This window comes from Brevundimonas sp. FV1ye7S, assembly GCF_058680995.1.
Genome location: NZ_CM178726.1, coordinates 3,380,987 through 3,396,835 on the forward strand (window position 1 = coordinate 3,380,987; position 15,849 = coordinate 3,396,835).

Genomic DNA, 15,849 nt, shown 5'->3' on the forward strand with positions numbered 1-15,849 from the left:
AATTCAGAGGAGTCTGTCCCGTGACGATACAGTCCACGATCGCGGCCGCGTCGGCGGCCCTTCTGCTTTCCGCCGCTCCCGCCCTCGCCGGTGGGCCGTCTGGCGGCCATGGCGGCGGCTGTGGAAGCTGCGGCGGCGGACACGGGGGCGGGGGTCATTACGGCGGCGGCCACAACAGCAACGTCAATGTGAACGTGAATGCCGGGGCCAACGCCTCGGCCCATGCCGGCGCCGCTTCCTATTCCGCCGTCAACGCCCGCGCCTATTCCCATTCGTCCAGCTTCAGCCGCGGCGGCAGCGGCGGCGTGACCTATGTCGGCGGGGGCGGTTACGCCGACGGCGGATATTTAGGCGGCTATATTCCCGGCCCGCCCGTGAACTTCGTCGGCCCGGCCCCGGTCAGCGCCCCGGTCGGCTATCCCGCCTATGGCTTCGGGCGCGACTATATCGGCTGGCGCCCCTATCAGCCGCAACGCCCGGTCGATTGCGACTGCCGCCCCGCCCCGCGCCCGGCCTATCGCGAAGACCGGTACGAAGGCCGTTATCAGGAGCGGTACGAACACTATGAGCAGCGCGGTTACGAACAAGGCGGCTATTACGAGCAGCAGCGCGCCTATGTGCAGGCTCCGATCCAGGTTCAGGGTCCGCCCGTCTATGTCGCGCCGCAGCGGATCTATGTCGCCCCCTCTCAGGTGAACATCGCGCCGCCCGAGATCGTGACCGGACCGCCGGTCTATATCGAACAGCCGCCCGTCTATGTGCAGGCGCCGCCGGTCGAAATCGCCCCGGCCCAGATCCATGTCGCGCCGCCCGAAGTCCACGCGCCGCCGCCCGTCCAGGACTATTACGGCGACCTCCCGCCCCCCGGCTATGTCGCGCCGCAAGCCCCGCCGCGCCAGCATTACGCCCAGGAGCCGGGCGAGCGCGGCTGATCAGATCAGGGCGATGCTTTCGGCGACCGCCAGGGCGGCGGCCCGGGGATCGGCCGCCGCCGTGATCGGGCGGCCGATCACCAGATGGGTCGCCCCGGCCTGGAGCGCCGCTTCGGGCGTCGCGGCCCGGGCCTGATCGTCCAGGGCCGAGCCTGCGGGCCGGACCCCTGGGGTCACGATCAAAAAGTCCGGACGGCCGGCCTCGACCGCGATCTCGCGCACCCGCGCCGCCTCATGGGGGCTGGAGACGACGCCGTCGATCCCCGCTTCCAGCGCCTGTCGGACCCGGCGCTCGACCAGGTCGGCCGGCGACAGGCTGTGATCGTCGGCGGCCAGATCCTCGGCCGTCAGACTGGTCAGGACCGTGACCCCCAGCACCTTCAAGCCCGACCCCGCCACGCCGCGCGCCGCCGCCGCCATCACCTGGGGCCGGGCGTGAACGGTCAGCAGGTCGCAGCCGGCGTCCGCCAGATTGGCCGCCGCCTTCTCGACCGTGGCGCCGATGTCGTGCAGCTTCCAGTCCAGAAAGACCTTGCGTCCCTCGGTCTTCAGGTCACGCGCCAGGTCCATGCCGCCCGCCGCGAACAGCTGCAGCCCGATCTTGTAAAAGCCCACCGCGTCCTGGACCCGCGCGACCAGGGCGGCCGCCTCGGCGATGGTCGGGACGTCCAGGGCGCAGATGATCCGTTCGTCTGGACCGCGATTGGGGGCCAAGGTTTCGGTCTGGGTCATCGACGGACTCGCGCTGAGCGGCTATGCGGGAACGCAAGGGGTGCGTCGGCGCGGCCGGCGTGTTGAATTTCAAGAGCGAGGCGAGGCGATGAACGCGGTCGATCTGGGTGTCAACCTGTTCGTGACCCTGTTCGCCCTGCTGGATCCCATCGGCAATCTGCCGATCTTCGCCGCCGCCACGGCCGGGGCGACGCTGCGCCAGCGGATTTCGGTCTCGGCCCTGATCTGCACCTTCGCCGCCGTCTTCCTGGCCTTCTTCCTGTTCACCGGCCTGGGCCTGCTGCAGTTCTTCGGCATTTCGCTGGCGGCCTTCCGGATCGCGGGGGGCATATTGCTGCTGCTCCTCGGCCTGGACATGGCGCGCGGCGACTTCCTGGCCCTGTTCGCGGACAAGGACGCCATCGCCGACAGCCAGGATGTGCGCGGCTACGCCCGTCGCCGGTTCCAGCGACTGGTCGTGCCCTTCGCCATACCGTTGATGATCGGCCCCGGCGCCATTTCGGCGGTCATCATCCAGGCGGGCGAGGCGGCCAAGCTGGGTTATGCCGGAACCATGGGGTCGCTGGTCGCCATCGCGGCCGCCTGCGCCGTCTCCTTCGTCTGTTTCGCCATGACCGGATCGCTCAGCCGCCTGTTGGGCGAGGTGGGCATGGCCATCATCGTGCGCGTCCTGGGCCTGATCCTGTGCGCCCTGGCGATCCAGTTCATCCTGCTGGGTCTGGGCGAGGCCATCCCCGGCATGATCTCGGGGGCGGTGACGACCCCCTACCCGGCCACAAAATAAGGCTTCAGTCGGCGTCGTCCTCGATGGCGTGGATGTCGTCGTCGGACAGGCCGAAATGGTGGCCGATCTCGTGGATCAGGACGTGGGCGATCAGTTCGGCCAGGCCGACGTCGCCGCGCTCGCACCATTCGTCCAGGATCGGACGGCGGTACAGGAAGACCCGCGACGGCTCCGCCGCCGGTCCCAGGCTGTCGCGTCGGCCGATGTCCACGCCATGATACAGGCCGGTCAGTTCGAACGGATCCTCGATCTCCAGATCCGCCAGGGTCTGTTCGTCGGCGAAATCGTCGATGCGGAACACCACCTCGCCCGCCGCCGCCCGGAACTCGGCCGGCAGGGCGTCGAACGCCTCGCGCGCCAGTCGGGCGAAATCGTCGAGAGAGGGGGCGAAGAGATCGGCGGTCGCGTCGGTCATGCCTCCGCTATCGCCGTCTGGGGCCCGCCATGCAACGGGGCGCGATGACGCGACGAAGACTGACTTTTTCTGGCCGGGTTTGCGGTATGGTGAACGCCGAATCAGGTCGCGGGACCCAGGGACAAGAATGGCCGAGGCCGACATCGCCTATGTCGCCACTGCGGGCGCAGCCGGGCTAGCCCTGGCGGTCAGCGCCTGGGCTCTGCGTCTGCGCGCCAGGCTGAACGCCGCCACGACCCTGGCTGAGGGCGAGCGGGCGGCGGCCGTCGCCGATCTCAGCCGCCACGACAGCATGTTGCGCGCCTTCGACGACGTCAGCCTGGCCCTGACCCCCGAAGGCGAAGCCAGCGGCGCCCCCATCGGCCCGCCCGAACTGATCGATCGCCTGACCGAGGCCAGCGGCGATACGGCGGGACACGCCCTGCTGACCCGGCTGAAGACCTCCTATGTGGTGCTGATCGACGGTCTGGTGACGGCCGGCAAGGCGTTCGAAGGTCTGATCGAACTGGGCGACGTCGAACCCTGGCGGATCGAGGGACGGGTGGCCGGCGGCGGCGCCTGGCTGAGACTGTCACCAGCGTCGCGCGTCATGCTGACCGGCGCCGACGCGACCGAGAGCGGCCTGGCCCTGCTGGGCGACGCCTCGCCGATCCCGACCTGGGTGGTGGACGGCGCCGGCAAACTGGCCTGGGCCAACCGGGTCTGGCTGCACGAGATCGGCGCCGACAGCGTCGAGACGGCGCGGAACAAGGGCCTGTCGTTCGACCGGGGCGCCGACGCCCTGGTCGCAGAAGCCGGGCGGCTGGGCGTGCGCCAGGAGGGCTTCCGCTGGACCACCGGCGGCGGCCATCGCCGCGCCTGGCGCATCATCGCCGAACCGGCCGGCGGCGGCGCCGTCACCGCCTTCGCCATCGAGGTGACCGAGGCGGAGGAGACACGCGACACCCTGCGTCGCCACGTCGACGCCCATGACGAGACGCTGAACCATCTAGCTGACGCCGTGGCCATCTTCGGCCCGTCCAAGCGGCTGGCCTTCCATAACACCGCCTTCCAGACCCTGTTCGACATCGACCCCGCCTGGCTGGATGAACGCCCGACCCACGCCGAACTGCTGGACCGGCTGCGTCAGCGCCGCCGCCTGCCCGAGGTCATGGACTATGCGGGCTGGAAGGCGCGCGAACTGGAATTCTATGGCGCGTCCCAGGCCTCGCCCGACGACAGCTGGTCGCTTCCGGACGGCCGCACCCTGCGGGTCGTGCGCCAGCCCCATCCGCTGGGCGGCATATTGCTGATCTTCTCGGACATCACCGACGAACTGAACCTGAGAAGCCGGTTCAACGCCCAGATTCAGGTCCAGACGGCGACCCTGGACAAGCTGAACGACGCCGTCGCGGTGTTCGGTTCGGACGGACGGCTGCGGTTGCACAACGAGGCGTTCGAGACCTTCTGGAAACTGTCGGCGGAACAGATCGCCGGCTCGACCGACTTCGACGCCCTGGCCGAACTGTGCAAGGCCGTCCTGCCCGATCCTGCCCTGTGGCTGGGGTTGAAGGCCCGCGTCGCCGATCCCGATCCCGAAAGCCGGGTCGCCATATCGGGCGAAGGCCGCACCATCGACGGCCGGATCGCGGCCTGGCAGACGCGCCCCCTCCCCGACGGCGCCACCCTGGTCGCCTTCTCGGACATCACGGCCCGGCGCGGTCTGGAACAGGCCCTGGTTCAGCGGGAACAGGCTCTGGCCGAGAGCCAGGCGTTGAAACGCGAGTTCGTCGGCAGCGTCTCCTATGAGCTGCGCACCCCGCTGACGACCATCGTCGGCTATTCCGAGCTGCTGGAGACCATGGGCGACCTGCCGGAACGCGGCCGCCAGCACGCCGGCGCCATCCGCGTCGCCGCCAGCCAGTTGGCCCGATCCATCGACGACGTCCTGGACATGGCCCAGATCGACGCCGGCGAGATGGAGCTGTCGCTGGGCGACGTGCGCGTTCAGGATCTGCTGGAGCAGGCCGCCGAACGGGTGCGCGCCAAGGTCGAGGGCCGGGGCGCGACCCTGACCGTGACCTGCCCGCCTGGTCTGAAGCCGATCCGCGCGGACGACCACCGTATCGGCCAGGCCCTGAACCACCTGCTGGAGAACGCCGCCCGCGCCGTGTCCGAAGGCGGCGCCGTGACCCTGTCGGCCGAGATGGGCCCGTCGGAAATGCGGGTGACCGTGTCGGATTCGGGACGCGGCATCCCCTATCACCTGCAGGCCCACGTCTTCGACCGGTTCGTGCGGCGCGAACGCGGCGGCCCCGGCGTCGGCCTGGCCCTGGTCAAGGCCCTGGTCGAGCTGCACGGCGGCTGGGCCGAGGTCGAGAGCGAGCCGGGCAAGGGCGCCGCCTTCATCCTGCACCTGCCGCTGGGCGCCGCGACCAGCGCCGCCGCGCCCGAGCTGCAGCTCGTCGTGCCCTCCTTCCAGACGGCGGCCTCTTAGGGCCGCAGAGCCCTGGATTGATCCCGCGCAGGGCCGAACTCGGCGCCGGGGTTCCATTCGGGCCAGACGTCGGACTCGGCCAGGTCGCGGCCGACGGCGTAGATCAGGGCCACGTCCGCAGCGGCGGCGTCCATGCGCCAGGTCGCATCCCATGCGTCCGACGGCTGGTGATAGCGGTTCTGGACATAGTCGCGGCTGGCGGCGCTGGCGCCGGTGAAACCGGCGGCCGGGAACAGGGCCGGCACGCCCTTCAGGGCCAGGGGGAAGTGGTCCGAGCGATAGAAGGCGCCGGCCTGGGGCGCGGGATCGGCGATCAGCGTGCGGCCGGTCGCGGTCGCATGGCGGGCCAGAACCTCGTCCAGCTGGTTCTTGCCCTTGCCGATGACGACGACATTGGGGTCGATCTCGGTTCCCGGCAGCAGACTGTCGACATTGATGTTGGCCACGGTCGTCTCCAGCGGCCAGACCGGATTGGCGGCGTAATAGGTCGAACCCAGCAAGCCCGCCTCCTCGCCCGACCAGGCGGCGAAGACCACCGAACGTTTCGGACGCGGCGCGTCCGCGAAGGCGTGGGCCAGCTCCAGCAGGGCCGCCACCCCGGTCGCATTGTCCACGGCCGCATTATAGATCGTGTCGCCCGAGGCGTCGGGCGTGCCCACGCCGTAACCGTCCCAGTGGGCGCCGTACATGACGGTCTCGTTGGGTCGTTCGGAGCCGGGTATGCGGGCGATGACGTTCCTGGTCTCCACCCGGTCGGCGATCTGTCCGAAATCGACGCTCATCGTCATCCCCGGCAGGACGACAGGTTTGAAGTCCGCGCTGCGGGCGCCCGCCTTCAAGGCTTCGAAGTCCAGGCCCGCGGCGGTGAACAATTCCTCGGCCCTGGCCCGCTGGATCCAGCCCTGGAAGGGGGCGCGCTCGGCGTTCGGGTCGGCGCGGACGATGTCGAACTTGGGCGCGGCCGATGAATTCTGCAGCACCGACCAGCCATAGCCGGCGCCGGCCGTCTCATGCACCACCAGCACGCCCGCCGCGCCGCGACGGCCGGCCTCGAGGAATTTATAGGTCCAGCGGCCGTAGAAGGTCATGGCCTTGTCGTCGAACTTGCCGGCCACCGGATCCCCCGCCGGGGCTTCGAAATCCGGATCATTGACCAGGACGATGATGACCTTGCCGCGCACGTCCACGTCCTTGAAATCATCCCACTGGCGCTCGGGCGCAGTGGCGCCATAGCCGACGAAGACGACGGGGGCGTCGGTCACGGCGATATGGTCGGTGGGACGGTCGCTGGAGACCAGGACGTCCGGCCCCCGCTCCAGTGCGATCGTGCGGCCGCCGACCTGGGCGGCGATAGTCGCGGGGCCGTCCTGGCGCGTGCGCGACAGATGGGCGACCTGGACGAAGGACCCGTCCGGACCGCCGCCCTCGGCGCCAGCGGCGCGGAATTGTTCGACCAGCCAGGCGACGGTCTTCTCCTCACCCGGCGACGCGGGGGCGCGACCTTCGAATTCGTCCGAGGCCAGCACCCGCACCGCCTCGTTCATCCGGGCGGCGTCGATGTCGGGCGCGGCGGCGTCACCGGCCTGGGCCGAAGAACAGGCCATCATCAGGGCGAGGGCGGAAACGGCGGGCAGGGCGTGGCGCATCGGGAACTCCTAACGGCGAGCCCTCGACCCTGCCCCTCTCAGCCCCGCCTGTCGAGCCAGGCCATAAGGCCGCGCGCCGCCTGGACGCCCGAGGCGAAGCTGGCCTGGAGCAGATAGCCGCCGGTCGGGGCCTCCCAGTCCAGCATCTCGCCGGCGACGAAAACGCCCGGCCGGGCGGTCAGCATCAGCCGTTCGTCCACCCCGTCCAGCGCCACCCCGCCGGCGGAAGAGATCGCGCGCTCCAAACCCTGTACGCCGGTCAAGGTCAGGGGCATGGCCTTGATCCGTTCGGCCAGGGCTCGGGGGGAAACAGGCAGGGGACCGGCTTCATACAGCAGGGCGACGGCGACCGGCTCCAGCCCCACAACCTTGCGCAGATGGTTGGACAGGCTGGCCTTGCCCCGGGGTTTCGACAGCCGGTCGGTCAGCTTGCCGACCGCGACATCAGGCTTCAGATCGATCTGGACATCAGCCCGCCCGTCCGCCTCTACCGACGCCCGCAGCACGGCCGACAGGGCGTAGACGGCGCCCCCTTCGAGGCCGTAGCGGGCGATCATGGCCTCGCCGCGCGCTGTCCTGCTCCCATGCGTCACAGCGACGCCCTTCAGCGGCTGACCGGCGAACCGGTCGCGGAACAGGGAGGACCAGGCGAAATCGAAGCCGACATTGGCGGGGCGGAAGGGCGCGACGGCGACCCCGGCGGACTCAAGCCAGGGCTTCCAGGCGCCGTCCGAACCCAGGCGCGGCCAGCTGGCTCCGCCCAGGGCCAGGACCACGGCGTCCGACCGTTCCAGCCGCTCTCCGTCCGGAGTCTCGAACACCAGAGCCCCGTCGCGCCAGCCGACCCAACGCGACCGGGTGCGGATCTCGACGCCCAGACCCTCCAGCCGCGCCAACCAGGCCCGCAGAAGGGGCGAGGCCTTCATTGCGCGGGGAAACACCCGCCCGCTGGACCCGACGAAGGTCGGCTGGCCCAAGCCCTCGACCCAGGCGGTGAGGTCGGCGGGCGTGAAGGCGTCGATCCAGCGCGCGACCGGCGCCTGGGCCGAGCCATAGCGGGTCAGGAACCGATCCAGCGGCTCCGAATGGGTCAGATTCAGTCCGCCGCGACCGGCCATCAAGAATTTGCGCGCGCCGGACGGCATCCGCTCGTGAACCACGACGCTCAGACCCGCCTGGGCGAGGCGTTCAGCCGCCATCAGACCGGCGGGGCCGGCGCCGATGACATGGACTTGAGGTTTGGATTGGGTCATCCCCCGCTTTGCCCGCTCGCGGCGACGCTGGCTATAGGGACGCGGGTCGCTATGTTCCGAACCATGAGCGTTGCATTCACCCGAGAAGAAGATCTGGAAGCCACCGCCGCCGACCTGGCGGACCGGCCGATCTCACCCCACCCCAATCTGGTCACGCCCGAAGGCCTGGCCCTGATCGAAGCCGAACTGGCCGCCGCCCGCGCCGCCTATACCGCCGCCCAGGTGAAGGGCTCGATCGAAAGCGACCGCACCGCCATGGCGCGCGCGACGCGGGACCTGCGCTACTGGTCCGCCCGCCGCGCCTCCGCCCAACTGCAGGAGCCCACCGCAGACGACGGCGGAGTGCGCTTCGGCGGTTCAGTCTCCATCGAACGCGAGGACGGCCGGACCCAGACCTGGCGGATCGTCGGCGAGGACGAGGCGGATCCGGCCAAGGGCTCGGTCAGCCATGTCTCGCCGCTGGCCCGCGCCCTGCTGGGCAAGCGGGTCGGGGACGAAGCCGTGGTGGCGGGACAGTCGGTGGAGATCACCGCCGTCGGCTGATCGGGCTCAGCCCGGCTTGTCGGCGCCCTCGCCCAGCATTTCGCGCATCATGTCCAGGATCAGCTTCTGGTTCCGGGCCGGCAGGCGCGGGGCCAGGCGGGCGATCTCGACACTGTGTTTCGTCGGCTTGTGCTCGTGGTCGAAGCCGGGCGCCTCTTCTTCACCCACGCCCGGCTGGGCGTCGTGGAAACCCTGGAAGAAGAAGGGGATGTCCACCTTCATGAACTCGGCCATCTCGAACAGCTTCGAGGCCGAGACGCGGTTGGCGCCCTTCTCGTACTTCTGGACCTGCTGGAAGCTGACGCCGACCGCGCGGGCCAGAGCGGTCTGGGTCAGTCCCAGATCCAGGCGTTTTTCCTGAACGCGGCGGCCGACGTGGCGATCAACGGGATGCGGCTCCTCGAGCTTCTCACGCGCCATGCCGTCCCCGCCCACTCAAATCACTGACCGATTCGAGGAACCCTAGTTCTTAGAATCAGCGGCCACAAGCCGGCGAGCGCGGCGGCCAGCAGGGCCGCCAGAAAAGGCCGGTCGCCCAGTCGCCCATAGGGGGTGACGCCGGTCGGGCGCGGCAGGAGGGCGTCGATCACCCCCATGACGCCGGGGTCCAGACGCTGCCCCTCCACGATCCGGCCCCAGGGGTCGATCATGGCCGAAATTCCCGTCGGCGTAGCCCGGGCGATGGGCAGTCCGGTTTCGATGGCGCGATAGCTGGCCAGGTTCAGATGCTGGCGGGGACCCGAGGTCGCCCCGAACCAGGCGTCGTTGGAGGCGTTGACGATCCAGTCCGGCCGACCCGCCGCGCCGGGGGTGAAGCCGGGATAGAGGCTTTCGTAGCAGATCAGGATTTGAGCGGGCGGCGCGCCTGGAATCTGGATCGGCGCCGGGGTCGGCCCGGCGGTGAAATCACTGGGCATATGCACCAGGCTGCGCAGGCCGATGGCGGTCATGACCGAACCCAGCGGCAGATATTCGCCGAACGGGACCAGCCGGTGCTTGTCATAGACGGCGGCGATCCGAAGACCGGGCCCGCCTTCATCGGCCAGGGCGAACAGACTGTTGTAGTAGCGGCCGCCTCCCGGCGCCGTCAGATCCGCCTCGCCGCGCGCCAGCCCCATCAACAGGGTCTGACCCGGCCGCAGGGCGTCGGCGATGGCCGTCGCATCCGTCGAGGCGAAAACCTCGTTGGCCGAAGCCGGCAGGGCGCCCTCGGGCCAGACCACCACATCCGGAACCCGGGCGCCGGGCTGGCCGGTCAGGGCCACATAGCGATCCACGATGGAGCGATAGGCCTCGGGCGACCATTTCGTCTCCTGTTTCACATCGGCCTGGACCAGGCGGACCAGGGTGTCGGTGAACTGCAGATCGGCCTGCGCCAGCCGCACGACGCCGAAGACGCCCACCGAAACCAGGGCCAGGACGCCCAGTCCTGCCGAGATCAGACGGCTGCGCGCCGCGCCGGGGCCGACCAGAGGGGCCAGAGCGGCGGTGGCCGCAACCGTAACGAGGCTCAGTCCATAGACGCCGACGACCGAGGCGAATTGCGACATGCCGCCTCCCGCCCGCCAGGTCGCGCCCGCCGGGTTCCAGGGAAAGCCGGTCAGGACATGGCCGCGCAGCCATTCGGCGGCGCAGAACAGGGCGGCGAACAGCAGGACCCGGACCACCCCGATGGGGGCGAACCGGCGATAAAGGGCGCAGGCGGCCCCCCAGAACAGGCCGATCCCGGCGGGCAGCAGGCTGGCGGCGAAGGGCGCCATCCAGGCCTGTTCCGGATTGACGAAAAAGGCCTCGGCCACCCACCAGCAGCCGATGAAGAAATAGGCGAAGCCCGCCAGCCAGCCCATCCAGAAGGCGCCGCGCGTCGTGTCCGACCGCTCGGACAGGATCATCAGCAGCGGATAGCCCAACAGGCCGAACAGCAGGCCGAACGGCGGATGGGCCAGGGCTGTTCCCGCCCCGGCCACCAGGGCCAGGCCGATGCGGATCAACCGCCAGGTCAGGGCGCGCCGCCGCTCGGGCAGGGCGCGGATACGGGCGGCGAACCGGTCCAGGGCGGCGTCGGGAAACATGATCAAACGTCCTGCCCAAGGTCAGCGGATTCGGCGGCATAGGGATCGGCGACGCCCAGTTCGGCCAGGATCTCGCGCTCCTCGGCCTCCATTTCCTCGGCCTCCGCATCGTCCTCGTGGTCACGCCCCAGAAGATGCAGGACGCCGTGGACGACCAGATGGCTCAGATGGTCCGACAGGGTCTTGCCCTGGGCCTGGGCTTCGGATGCACAGACGCCGTAGGCCAGGACGATGTCGCCCAGGTGCGGGGCGGCGCTTTCGGGCGCAGGAAAAGACAGGACATTGGTCGGCCGGTCCTTGTCACGGAACCGGGCGTTCAGTTCCCGCACCGCCTCGTCATCGGTCAGAAGTACGACCACATCGCCCGCGACGGCGCCAAGCGCGGCCTCGGCCGCCTTCGTCACCACCGCCCCGGCTTCCGGCAGGGCGCCGGTCCAGGCCTCGGCCTCGACTTCGATCTCGATCATGCGGGGTCTTCAAGGTCCGGAGTCGGGCGACCTTTTGCGGCGTCGGCGTCATAGGCGCGCACGATCCGCTCGACCATGGCGTGACGCACCACGTCCGAGGCCTCGAACTTCAGGATGCCGACGCCCTTGACCCCGTCCAGTATGCGCAGGGCGTGGGCCAGGCCGGAATCGCGGGGATTCAGCAGGTCGATCTGCGACGGATCGCCCGTCACCACCATCCGCGCCCCCTCGCCCAGGCGGGTCAGGACCATCTTCATCTGCAGGCGCGAGGTGTTCTGCGCCTCATCGACGATGACGAAGGCGTGGCTGAGGGTGCGGCCGCGCATGAAGGCGATGGGGGCGGCCTCGATCTCGCCCTTGTCGCGGCGGCGCTGCACGTCTTCGGCGCCGAGGATGTCGTTCAGGGCTTCCCAGATCGGGGCCAGATAGGGATCGACCTTCTCGTTGAGGTCGCCGGGCAGGAAGCCCAGTTTCTCGCCCGCCTCGACCGCCGGCCGAGTGATGACCAGACGGTCCACCTGGCCGCGCCGCAACAGGGAGGCGCCATAGGCGGCGGCCAGGAAGGTCTTGCCGGTGCCGGCCGGGCCGACGCCGAAACTGAGTTCGCACCGGCCCAGCATGTCCAGATAGGCGGCCTGGGCCTTGGTCTTGGGCACGATGGCGCCGCGCTTGCCGCCCGGAAGCGACACCCCCGCCGCCGCCATGCCCGGCGTGCCCTTGCCGCCCCGCGCCTGGCCCAGGGCCGCGCGCACATCGGCCTCCGTCACCTCGGCGCCCAGGGCCGCGCGCTTGGCCAAGTCCTCGATCACCTGGCGGGCGTCGGACCGGTCGCGCGTGCCGCCGTTGACCGAGACCCCGCCGCCCGGCGCCTCGACCAGCACCTTGAAGGCGTCCTCGATCAGGGCGACGTGACGACTGTTCGGCCCGATGACGGCGCGCAGTTCGGCGTCGTTCAGGGGGACGAACTCGGATTCTCGCGCCATCAAGCGGCCTTTTCTGCTGGGGCCGCCGCTTCCGGGGCGACAAGCCGACCGGTCAGGCTGTTGTGCTGGCCGGCGATGATTTCGACCGGAACGATCCGGCCGATCAGATGATCCGCGTCATCGACGTGAACCGACTGAAGATATGGGGATCGTCCGACCGCTTGACGACGGCTGCCGTGACGGCCCTTGCGATCAAACAGCACATTCAGGGTCCGGCCCGCCTGCGCGGCGTTGAAGGCGATCTGCTGTTCGGTGAGCAGTTCGATCAGACGGTGCAGCCGATCCTTGGCGACCTCCGGCTCGACCTGTTTGCCCATGCCGGCGGCCGGTGTGCCGGGGCGGGGTGAATACATGAAGGCGAAGGCCGAGGCGTAGTTCACCCGCCGCACCAGATCGAGCGTGTCCTCGAACTCGCGGTCCGTCTCGCCGGGGAAGCCGACGATGAAGTCTCCGGCCATGGCGATGTCGGGTCGCGCGGCGCGGATGCGGTCGATCAGGTCGAAATAGGTCTGACGCCCGTGTTTCCGGTTCATCAGCCGCAGGATCCGGTCGGAGCCCGCCTGCACCGGCAGGTGCAGATAGGGCATCAGGGCGTCCAGATCGCCGTGAGCCGCGATCAGGTCGTCCGACATGTCGTTGGGATGGCTGGTCGTATAGCGTATACGGTCCAGGCCGGGGATTTCGGCCAGGGCGTAGGCCAGCTCGACCAGGCTCGACTTTCGGCCATCGGGCCGTTCGCCGTCATAGGCGTTGACGTTCTGACCCAGCAGGGTGACTTCGCGCACGCCGCGGCCGGCCAGGGCCCGCGCCTCCTCCAGCACCGAGACCATGGGCCGCGACCATTCGGCGCCGCGCGTATAGGGCACGACGCAGAAGGTGCAGAACTTGTCGCAGCCCTCCTGCACCGTCAGGAAGGCGGTCGGGCCTTCGGTCAGACGCGCGGCCGGCAGGGCGTCGAACTTGTCGTCGGGGGCGAAGTCGGCGCCGATCCGCTCGCCCCGCGCCCGCGCCGTGCGGGTCAGAAGTTCGGGCAGCTGGTGATAGGCCTGGGGGCCGACGACGATGTCGACCGCCGGCTGGCGCTTCATGATCTCTTCGCCCTCGGCCTGGGCGACGCAGCCGGCGACCGCGATGGTCAGGTCGCCGCCGGTCTCGCGCTTGATGTCGCGAAGTTCGCGCAGCTTTCCCAGCTCGGAATAGATCTTCTCCGCCGCCTTCTCGCGGATGTGGCAGGTGTTCAGGATGACGAAATCGGCGGCCCGGACATCGTCGGTGGCGGCATAGCCCAGAGGGCGCAGGACGTCGGCCATGCGCTCTGAATCATAGACGTTCATCTGACAGCCGTAGGTCTTGATGAACAGGCGCTTTGACGGCGCCTCCAGCATCGCTTCGGCTTCTTGAACCCGGATTTCGGTCATGCCGGGCTTATGATCGCCCGGACAGGCGACGACAAGACCGAGGCTCAGCCCGCATCCACGTCTGCGGGCAGATCGGCGGGGTTTACGCGGGCTGCATGGCGCTTGAAGATCAGCCCCTCGCGCTTGGACGGTTCAGCGCCCTCGATCGGCACGCCGTACAGTTCCAGCTTGTGACCGATCAGTTCGAAGCCCAGCCGGTCGGCGATCTCGGTCTTCAGCTTCTCGATCTCGGCGTCGAAGAACTCGATCACCTCGCCCGTCTTGGTGTCGATCAAGTGATCATGGTGATCGTCGCCCGCCTCCTCATAGCGGCTGCGTCCGTCCCCAAAGTCGTGCTTCTCGACCACGCCCGCCTCTTCGAACAGGCGCACGGTGCGATAGACGGTGGCGATCGAGATGTGCGGATCGATGGAGGAGGCGCGGCGATACAGCTCCTCCACATCCGGGTGATCTTCCGCCGAGGACAGCACCCGGGCGATCACCCGACGCTGTTCGGTCATACGCATGCCGCGGTCGGCGCAGAGTTTTTCGATCCGGTCCATAACCCTAGAATAGGACGTCGGACCGTTTCAGGGAAGCGCCGGCTTTTCAGGATCTGCCGCGAGGTCCAGACTCAGGACCAGGGCGTCGGTCCGTCCCCCGTCCGGCGCGGCGTAATAGGCCTTGCGACGGCCGAGGGGCCTAAAGCCGGCTCGGTCGTACAGGGCGCGGGCGGCGACATTGTCTTCGGCCACCTCCAGAAACAGACGCGAGGCTCCGGCCTGGGCGGCGGCCACCGCCCCCCGCCCCGTCAAACGCCCGCCCAGACCGGCCCGGCGCGCCTCGGGCCGGACCGCCAGGGTCAGGATTTCGGCCTCGTCCAGCACGACCCGAACCAGGATGAAACCGTCGGGTTCGACCACGGCGAAGACCCCGGCCTGGCCCAGAAGGTCCGCAAACTCGGCCTCGCTCCACGGCGCGGCGAAGGCATGGGCATGCAGTCGCGCCAGCAGGGCCGGGTCGGCGGGCGTCATGGGACCGACTGGCGCGGCTGGCCCGGCAGACGGGTGGGCGGCGTGGCGTCCGGCGCGCGAAGATACAAGGGGCGGGGCGGATGGTCGGCGGGATCGGCCGCGGCGACCAGTCGCCCCAGGGCCTGGGCCGACGGCGCGACGCGGGGGTCCATGGACGCCATGCTCAAGTCAGGAAAGGCCTCGACCAGGACGGCGGCGCCGGAGCCGACCAGTCGAACCTCTTTCCCCAGGGCGGTGATTCGTCGCGTCGCCTGGTCCAGCGACAAGGCCTCGTCCGAACCGACGGCCGCGCCGTCGATGAACAGCTTGGCGTAGACCTGGCCTCGCCGGGCGTCGATCAGGGCCGCGACCGGCGGTCCGGCCAAATCCACAGACGCGGCCAGTCCATCCAGGGCCGACACCCCGACCACCGGCCGATCCAGGGCCGCGCCCAGCCCCTGGGCGAAGGCCAGACCGACCCGCAAGCCGGTGAAGGAGCCGGGTCCGACAGTAACCCCGATCCGATCCAGGGCATCGAACCCCCCGCCGGCCTCGGCCATGACGTCGCGCACCAGACCGCCCAGGCGTTCCTGATGGCCCTTGGCCATGGGTTCGAAACGAACGGCCAAGGGTCGCTCGTCCTGGAACACCGCCGCCGTGCAGGCGCCGAGCGCCGTATCGATCACCAGAAGTCTCATGGCGCGCCTTCTAGGCCGCGCGAGACAGAACCTCCACCAGTCGCGTCAGGGCCTGACGCACCGCGCGGTCTTCGATGCGGGAAAAGCCGACGGCCATCGCCCGGCCTTCCGGTGTCGCAGCCATGGTCCGCATCATCGACAGTTCGGGGATTTCGGCCTCGTCCGCCGGCTCGGGAAAGAAGGCTCCGACGGGCAGTCCAAGGGCCAGGGCCAGATTGTGCAGCCGCGAGGCCGAGATCCGGTTCTGACCGCCTTCGTACTTCTGAACCTGTTGGCAGCTGACCCCGATCAGGGCGCCCAGTGCGGTCTGCGACAGACCCAGGGCCGTGCGTCGTGATGCGATCCGGGCGCCGACGACGGCGTCCAAGGGTTCCGGCGCGCGGGCCGTCTGGCGAGCAGTAGGGGGCGTCCTGTCCATGCCGGAACGATCTCACAACC

General features: G+C 69.5%; 17 protein-coding genes. 4 read left to right on the forward strand and 13 right to left on the reverse strand.

Annotated features, from left to right (window positions below):
- Positions 1-20: 20 nt before the first annotated feature.
- Positions 21-932 carry a hypothetical protein gene (locus tag ACW18C_RS16490; protein ID WP_492072052.1) on the forward strand — a complete coding sequence of 304 codons (912 nt, stop codon included), beginning with the start codon at positions 21-23 and terminating at the stop codon, positions 930-932.
- Here ACW18C_RS16490 and pyrF read toward each other — a convergent pair whose 3' ends face one another.
- Complete coding sequence (gene pyrF, locus ACW18C_RS16495; protein WP_050771580.1) at positions 933-1,664, reverse strand: orotidine-5'-phosphate decarboxylase; 732 nt, start codon at positions 1,662-1,664, stop codon at positions 933-935.
- A gap of 88 nt (positions 1,665-1,752) precedes the next feature.
- Here pyrF and ACW18C_RS16500 point away from each other — a divergent pair, with 88 nt between their 5' ends.
- Positions 1,753-2,448, forward strand: coding sequence for a MarC family protein (locus ACW18C_RS16500; RefSeq protein ID WP_035310495.1), 696 nt, complete (start codon positions 1,753-1,755; stop codon positions 2,446-2,448).
- Between the two features lie 4 nt (positions 2,449-2,452).
- Here the strand turns inward: ACW18C_RS16500 and ACW18C_RS16505 are convergent, their stop codons facing one another.
- Positions 2,453-2,863, reverse strand: coding sequence for a metallopeptidase family protein (locus tag ACW18C_RS16505; protein WP_008263498.1), 411 nt, complete (start codon positions 2,861-2,863; stop codon positions 2,453-2,455).
- A gap of 127 nt (positions 2,864-2,990) precedes the next feature.
- On the opposite strand from ACW18C_RS16505, the gene ACW18C_RS16510 reads away from it, so the two are divergent.
- Positions 2,991-5,339, forward strand: coding sequence for a sensor histidine kinase (locus tag ACW18C_RS16510; protein WP_154726226.1), 2,349 nt, complete (start codon positions 2,991-2,993; stop codon positions 5,337-5,339).
- Here the strand turns inward: ACW18C_RS16510 and ACW18C_RS16515 are convergent.
- Positions 5,336-6,985, reverse strand: coding sequence for a M28 family metallopeptidase (locus ACW18C_RS16515; RefSeq protein ID WP_492072055.1), 1,650 nt, complete (start codon positions 6,983-6,985; stop codon positions 5,336-5,338). The genes ACW18C_RS16510 and ACW18C_RS16515 overlap by 4 nt on opposite strands.
- A gap of 38 nt (positions 6,986-7,023) precedes the next feature.
- Positions 7,024-8,238, reverse strand: coding sequence for a BaiN/RdsA family NAD(P)/FAD-dependent oxidoreductase (locus ACW18C_RS16520; protein WP_492072057.1), 1,215 nt, complete (start codon positions 8,236-8,238; stop codon positions 7,024-7,026).
- 63 nt (positions 8,239-8,301) lie between these two features.
- Between ACW18C_RS16520 and greA the strand changes: the two genes are divergently transcribed.
- Positions 8,302-8,781: a transcription elongation factor GreA gene (gene greA / locus ACW18C_RS16525; RefSeq protein WP_492072058.1), complete on the forward strand. Its 480-nt coding sequence runs from the start codon at positions 8,302-8,304 to the stop codon at positions 8,779-8,781.
- 6 nt (positions 8,782-8,787) lie between these two features.
- On the opposite strand, the gene ACW18C_RS16530 is transcribed toward greA, so the two are convergent.
- The 9 genes from ACW18C_RS16530 to ACW18C_RS16570 all read right to left on the reverse strand — a co-directional run bounded on the left by ACW18C_RS16530 (position 8,788) and on the right by ACW18C_RS16570 (position 15,829).
- Positions 8,788-9,201 (reverse strand): helix-turn-helix domain-containing protein, encoded by a 414-nt coding sequence (locus ACW18C_RS16530; protein WP_035310355.1) that lies wholly within the window; start codon positions 9,199-9,201, stop codon positions 8,788-8,790.
- A gap of 20 nt (positions 9,202-9,221) precedes the next feature.
- Positions 9,222-10,853 (reverse strand): apolipoprotein N-acyltransferase, encoded by a 1,632-nt coding sequence (gene lnt, locus ACW18C_RS16535; protein WP_492072060.1) that lies wholly within the window; start codon positions 10,851-10,853, stop codon positions 9,222-9,224.
- A 2-nt stretch (positions 10,854-10,855) separates the two neighbouring features.
- On the reverse strand, positions 10,856-11,320 hold the full coding sequence (gene ybeY, locus ACW18C_RS16540; protein WP_492072062.1) for an rRNA maturation RNase YbeY: 465 nt from the start codon (positions 11,318-11,320) through the stop codon (positions 10,856-10,858).
- Complete coding sequence (locus ACW18C_RS16545; RefSeq protein WP_008264329.1) at positions 11,317-12,303, reverse strand: PhoH family protein; 987 nt, start codon at positions 12,301-12,303, stop codon at positions 11,317-11,319. Before ACW18C_RS16545 ends, ybeY begins: the two co-directional genes overlap by 4 nt.
- Complete coding sequence (miaB, locus tag ACW18C_RS16550) at positions 12,303-13,688, reverse strand: tRNA (N6-isopentenyl adenosine(37)-C2)-methylthiotransferase MiaB (protein WP_492074050.1); 1,386 nt, start codon at positions 13,686-13,688, stop codon at positions 12,303-12,305. The genes ACW18C_RS16545 and miaB overlap by 1 nt, the downstream gene beginning before the upstream one ends.
- Positions 13,689-13,765: 77 nt before the next feature.
- Positions 13,766-14,263: a Fur family transcriptional regulator gene (locus tag ACW18C_RS16555; protein WP_008259871.1), complete on the reverse strand. Its 498-nt coding sequence runs from the start codon at positions 14,261-14,263 to the stop codon at positions 13,766-13,768.
- Positions 14,264-14,290: 27 nt separating this feature from the next.
- Complete coding sequence (locus ACW18C_RS16560) at positions 14,291-14,734, reverse strand: GNAT family N-acetyltransferase (RefSeq protein WP_492072063.1); 444 nt, start codon at positions 14,732-14,734, stop codon at positions 14,291-14,293.
- Positions 14,731-15,411, reverse strand: coding sequence for a tRNA (adenosine(37)-N6)-threonylcarbamoyltransferase complex dimerization subunit type 1 TsaB (tsaB, locus tag ACW18C_RS16565; RefSeq protein ID WP_492072065.1), 681 nt, complete (start codon positions 15,409-15,411; stop codon positions 14,731-14,733). Before tsaB ends, ACW18C_RS16560 begins: the two co-directional genes overlap by 4 nt.
- A 10-nt stretch (positions 15,412-15,421) precedes the next feature.
- The gene (locus tag ACW18C_RS16570; RefSeq protein ID WP_426025743.1) at positions 15,422-15,829 is read right to left on the reverse strand and encodes a helix-turn-helix domain-containing protein; all 408 of its coding nucleotides are present in this window, start codon (positions 15,827-15,829) and stop codon (positions 15,422-15,424) included.
- Positions 15,830-15,849 lie beyond the last annotated feature (20 nt).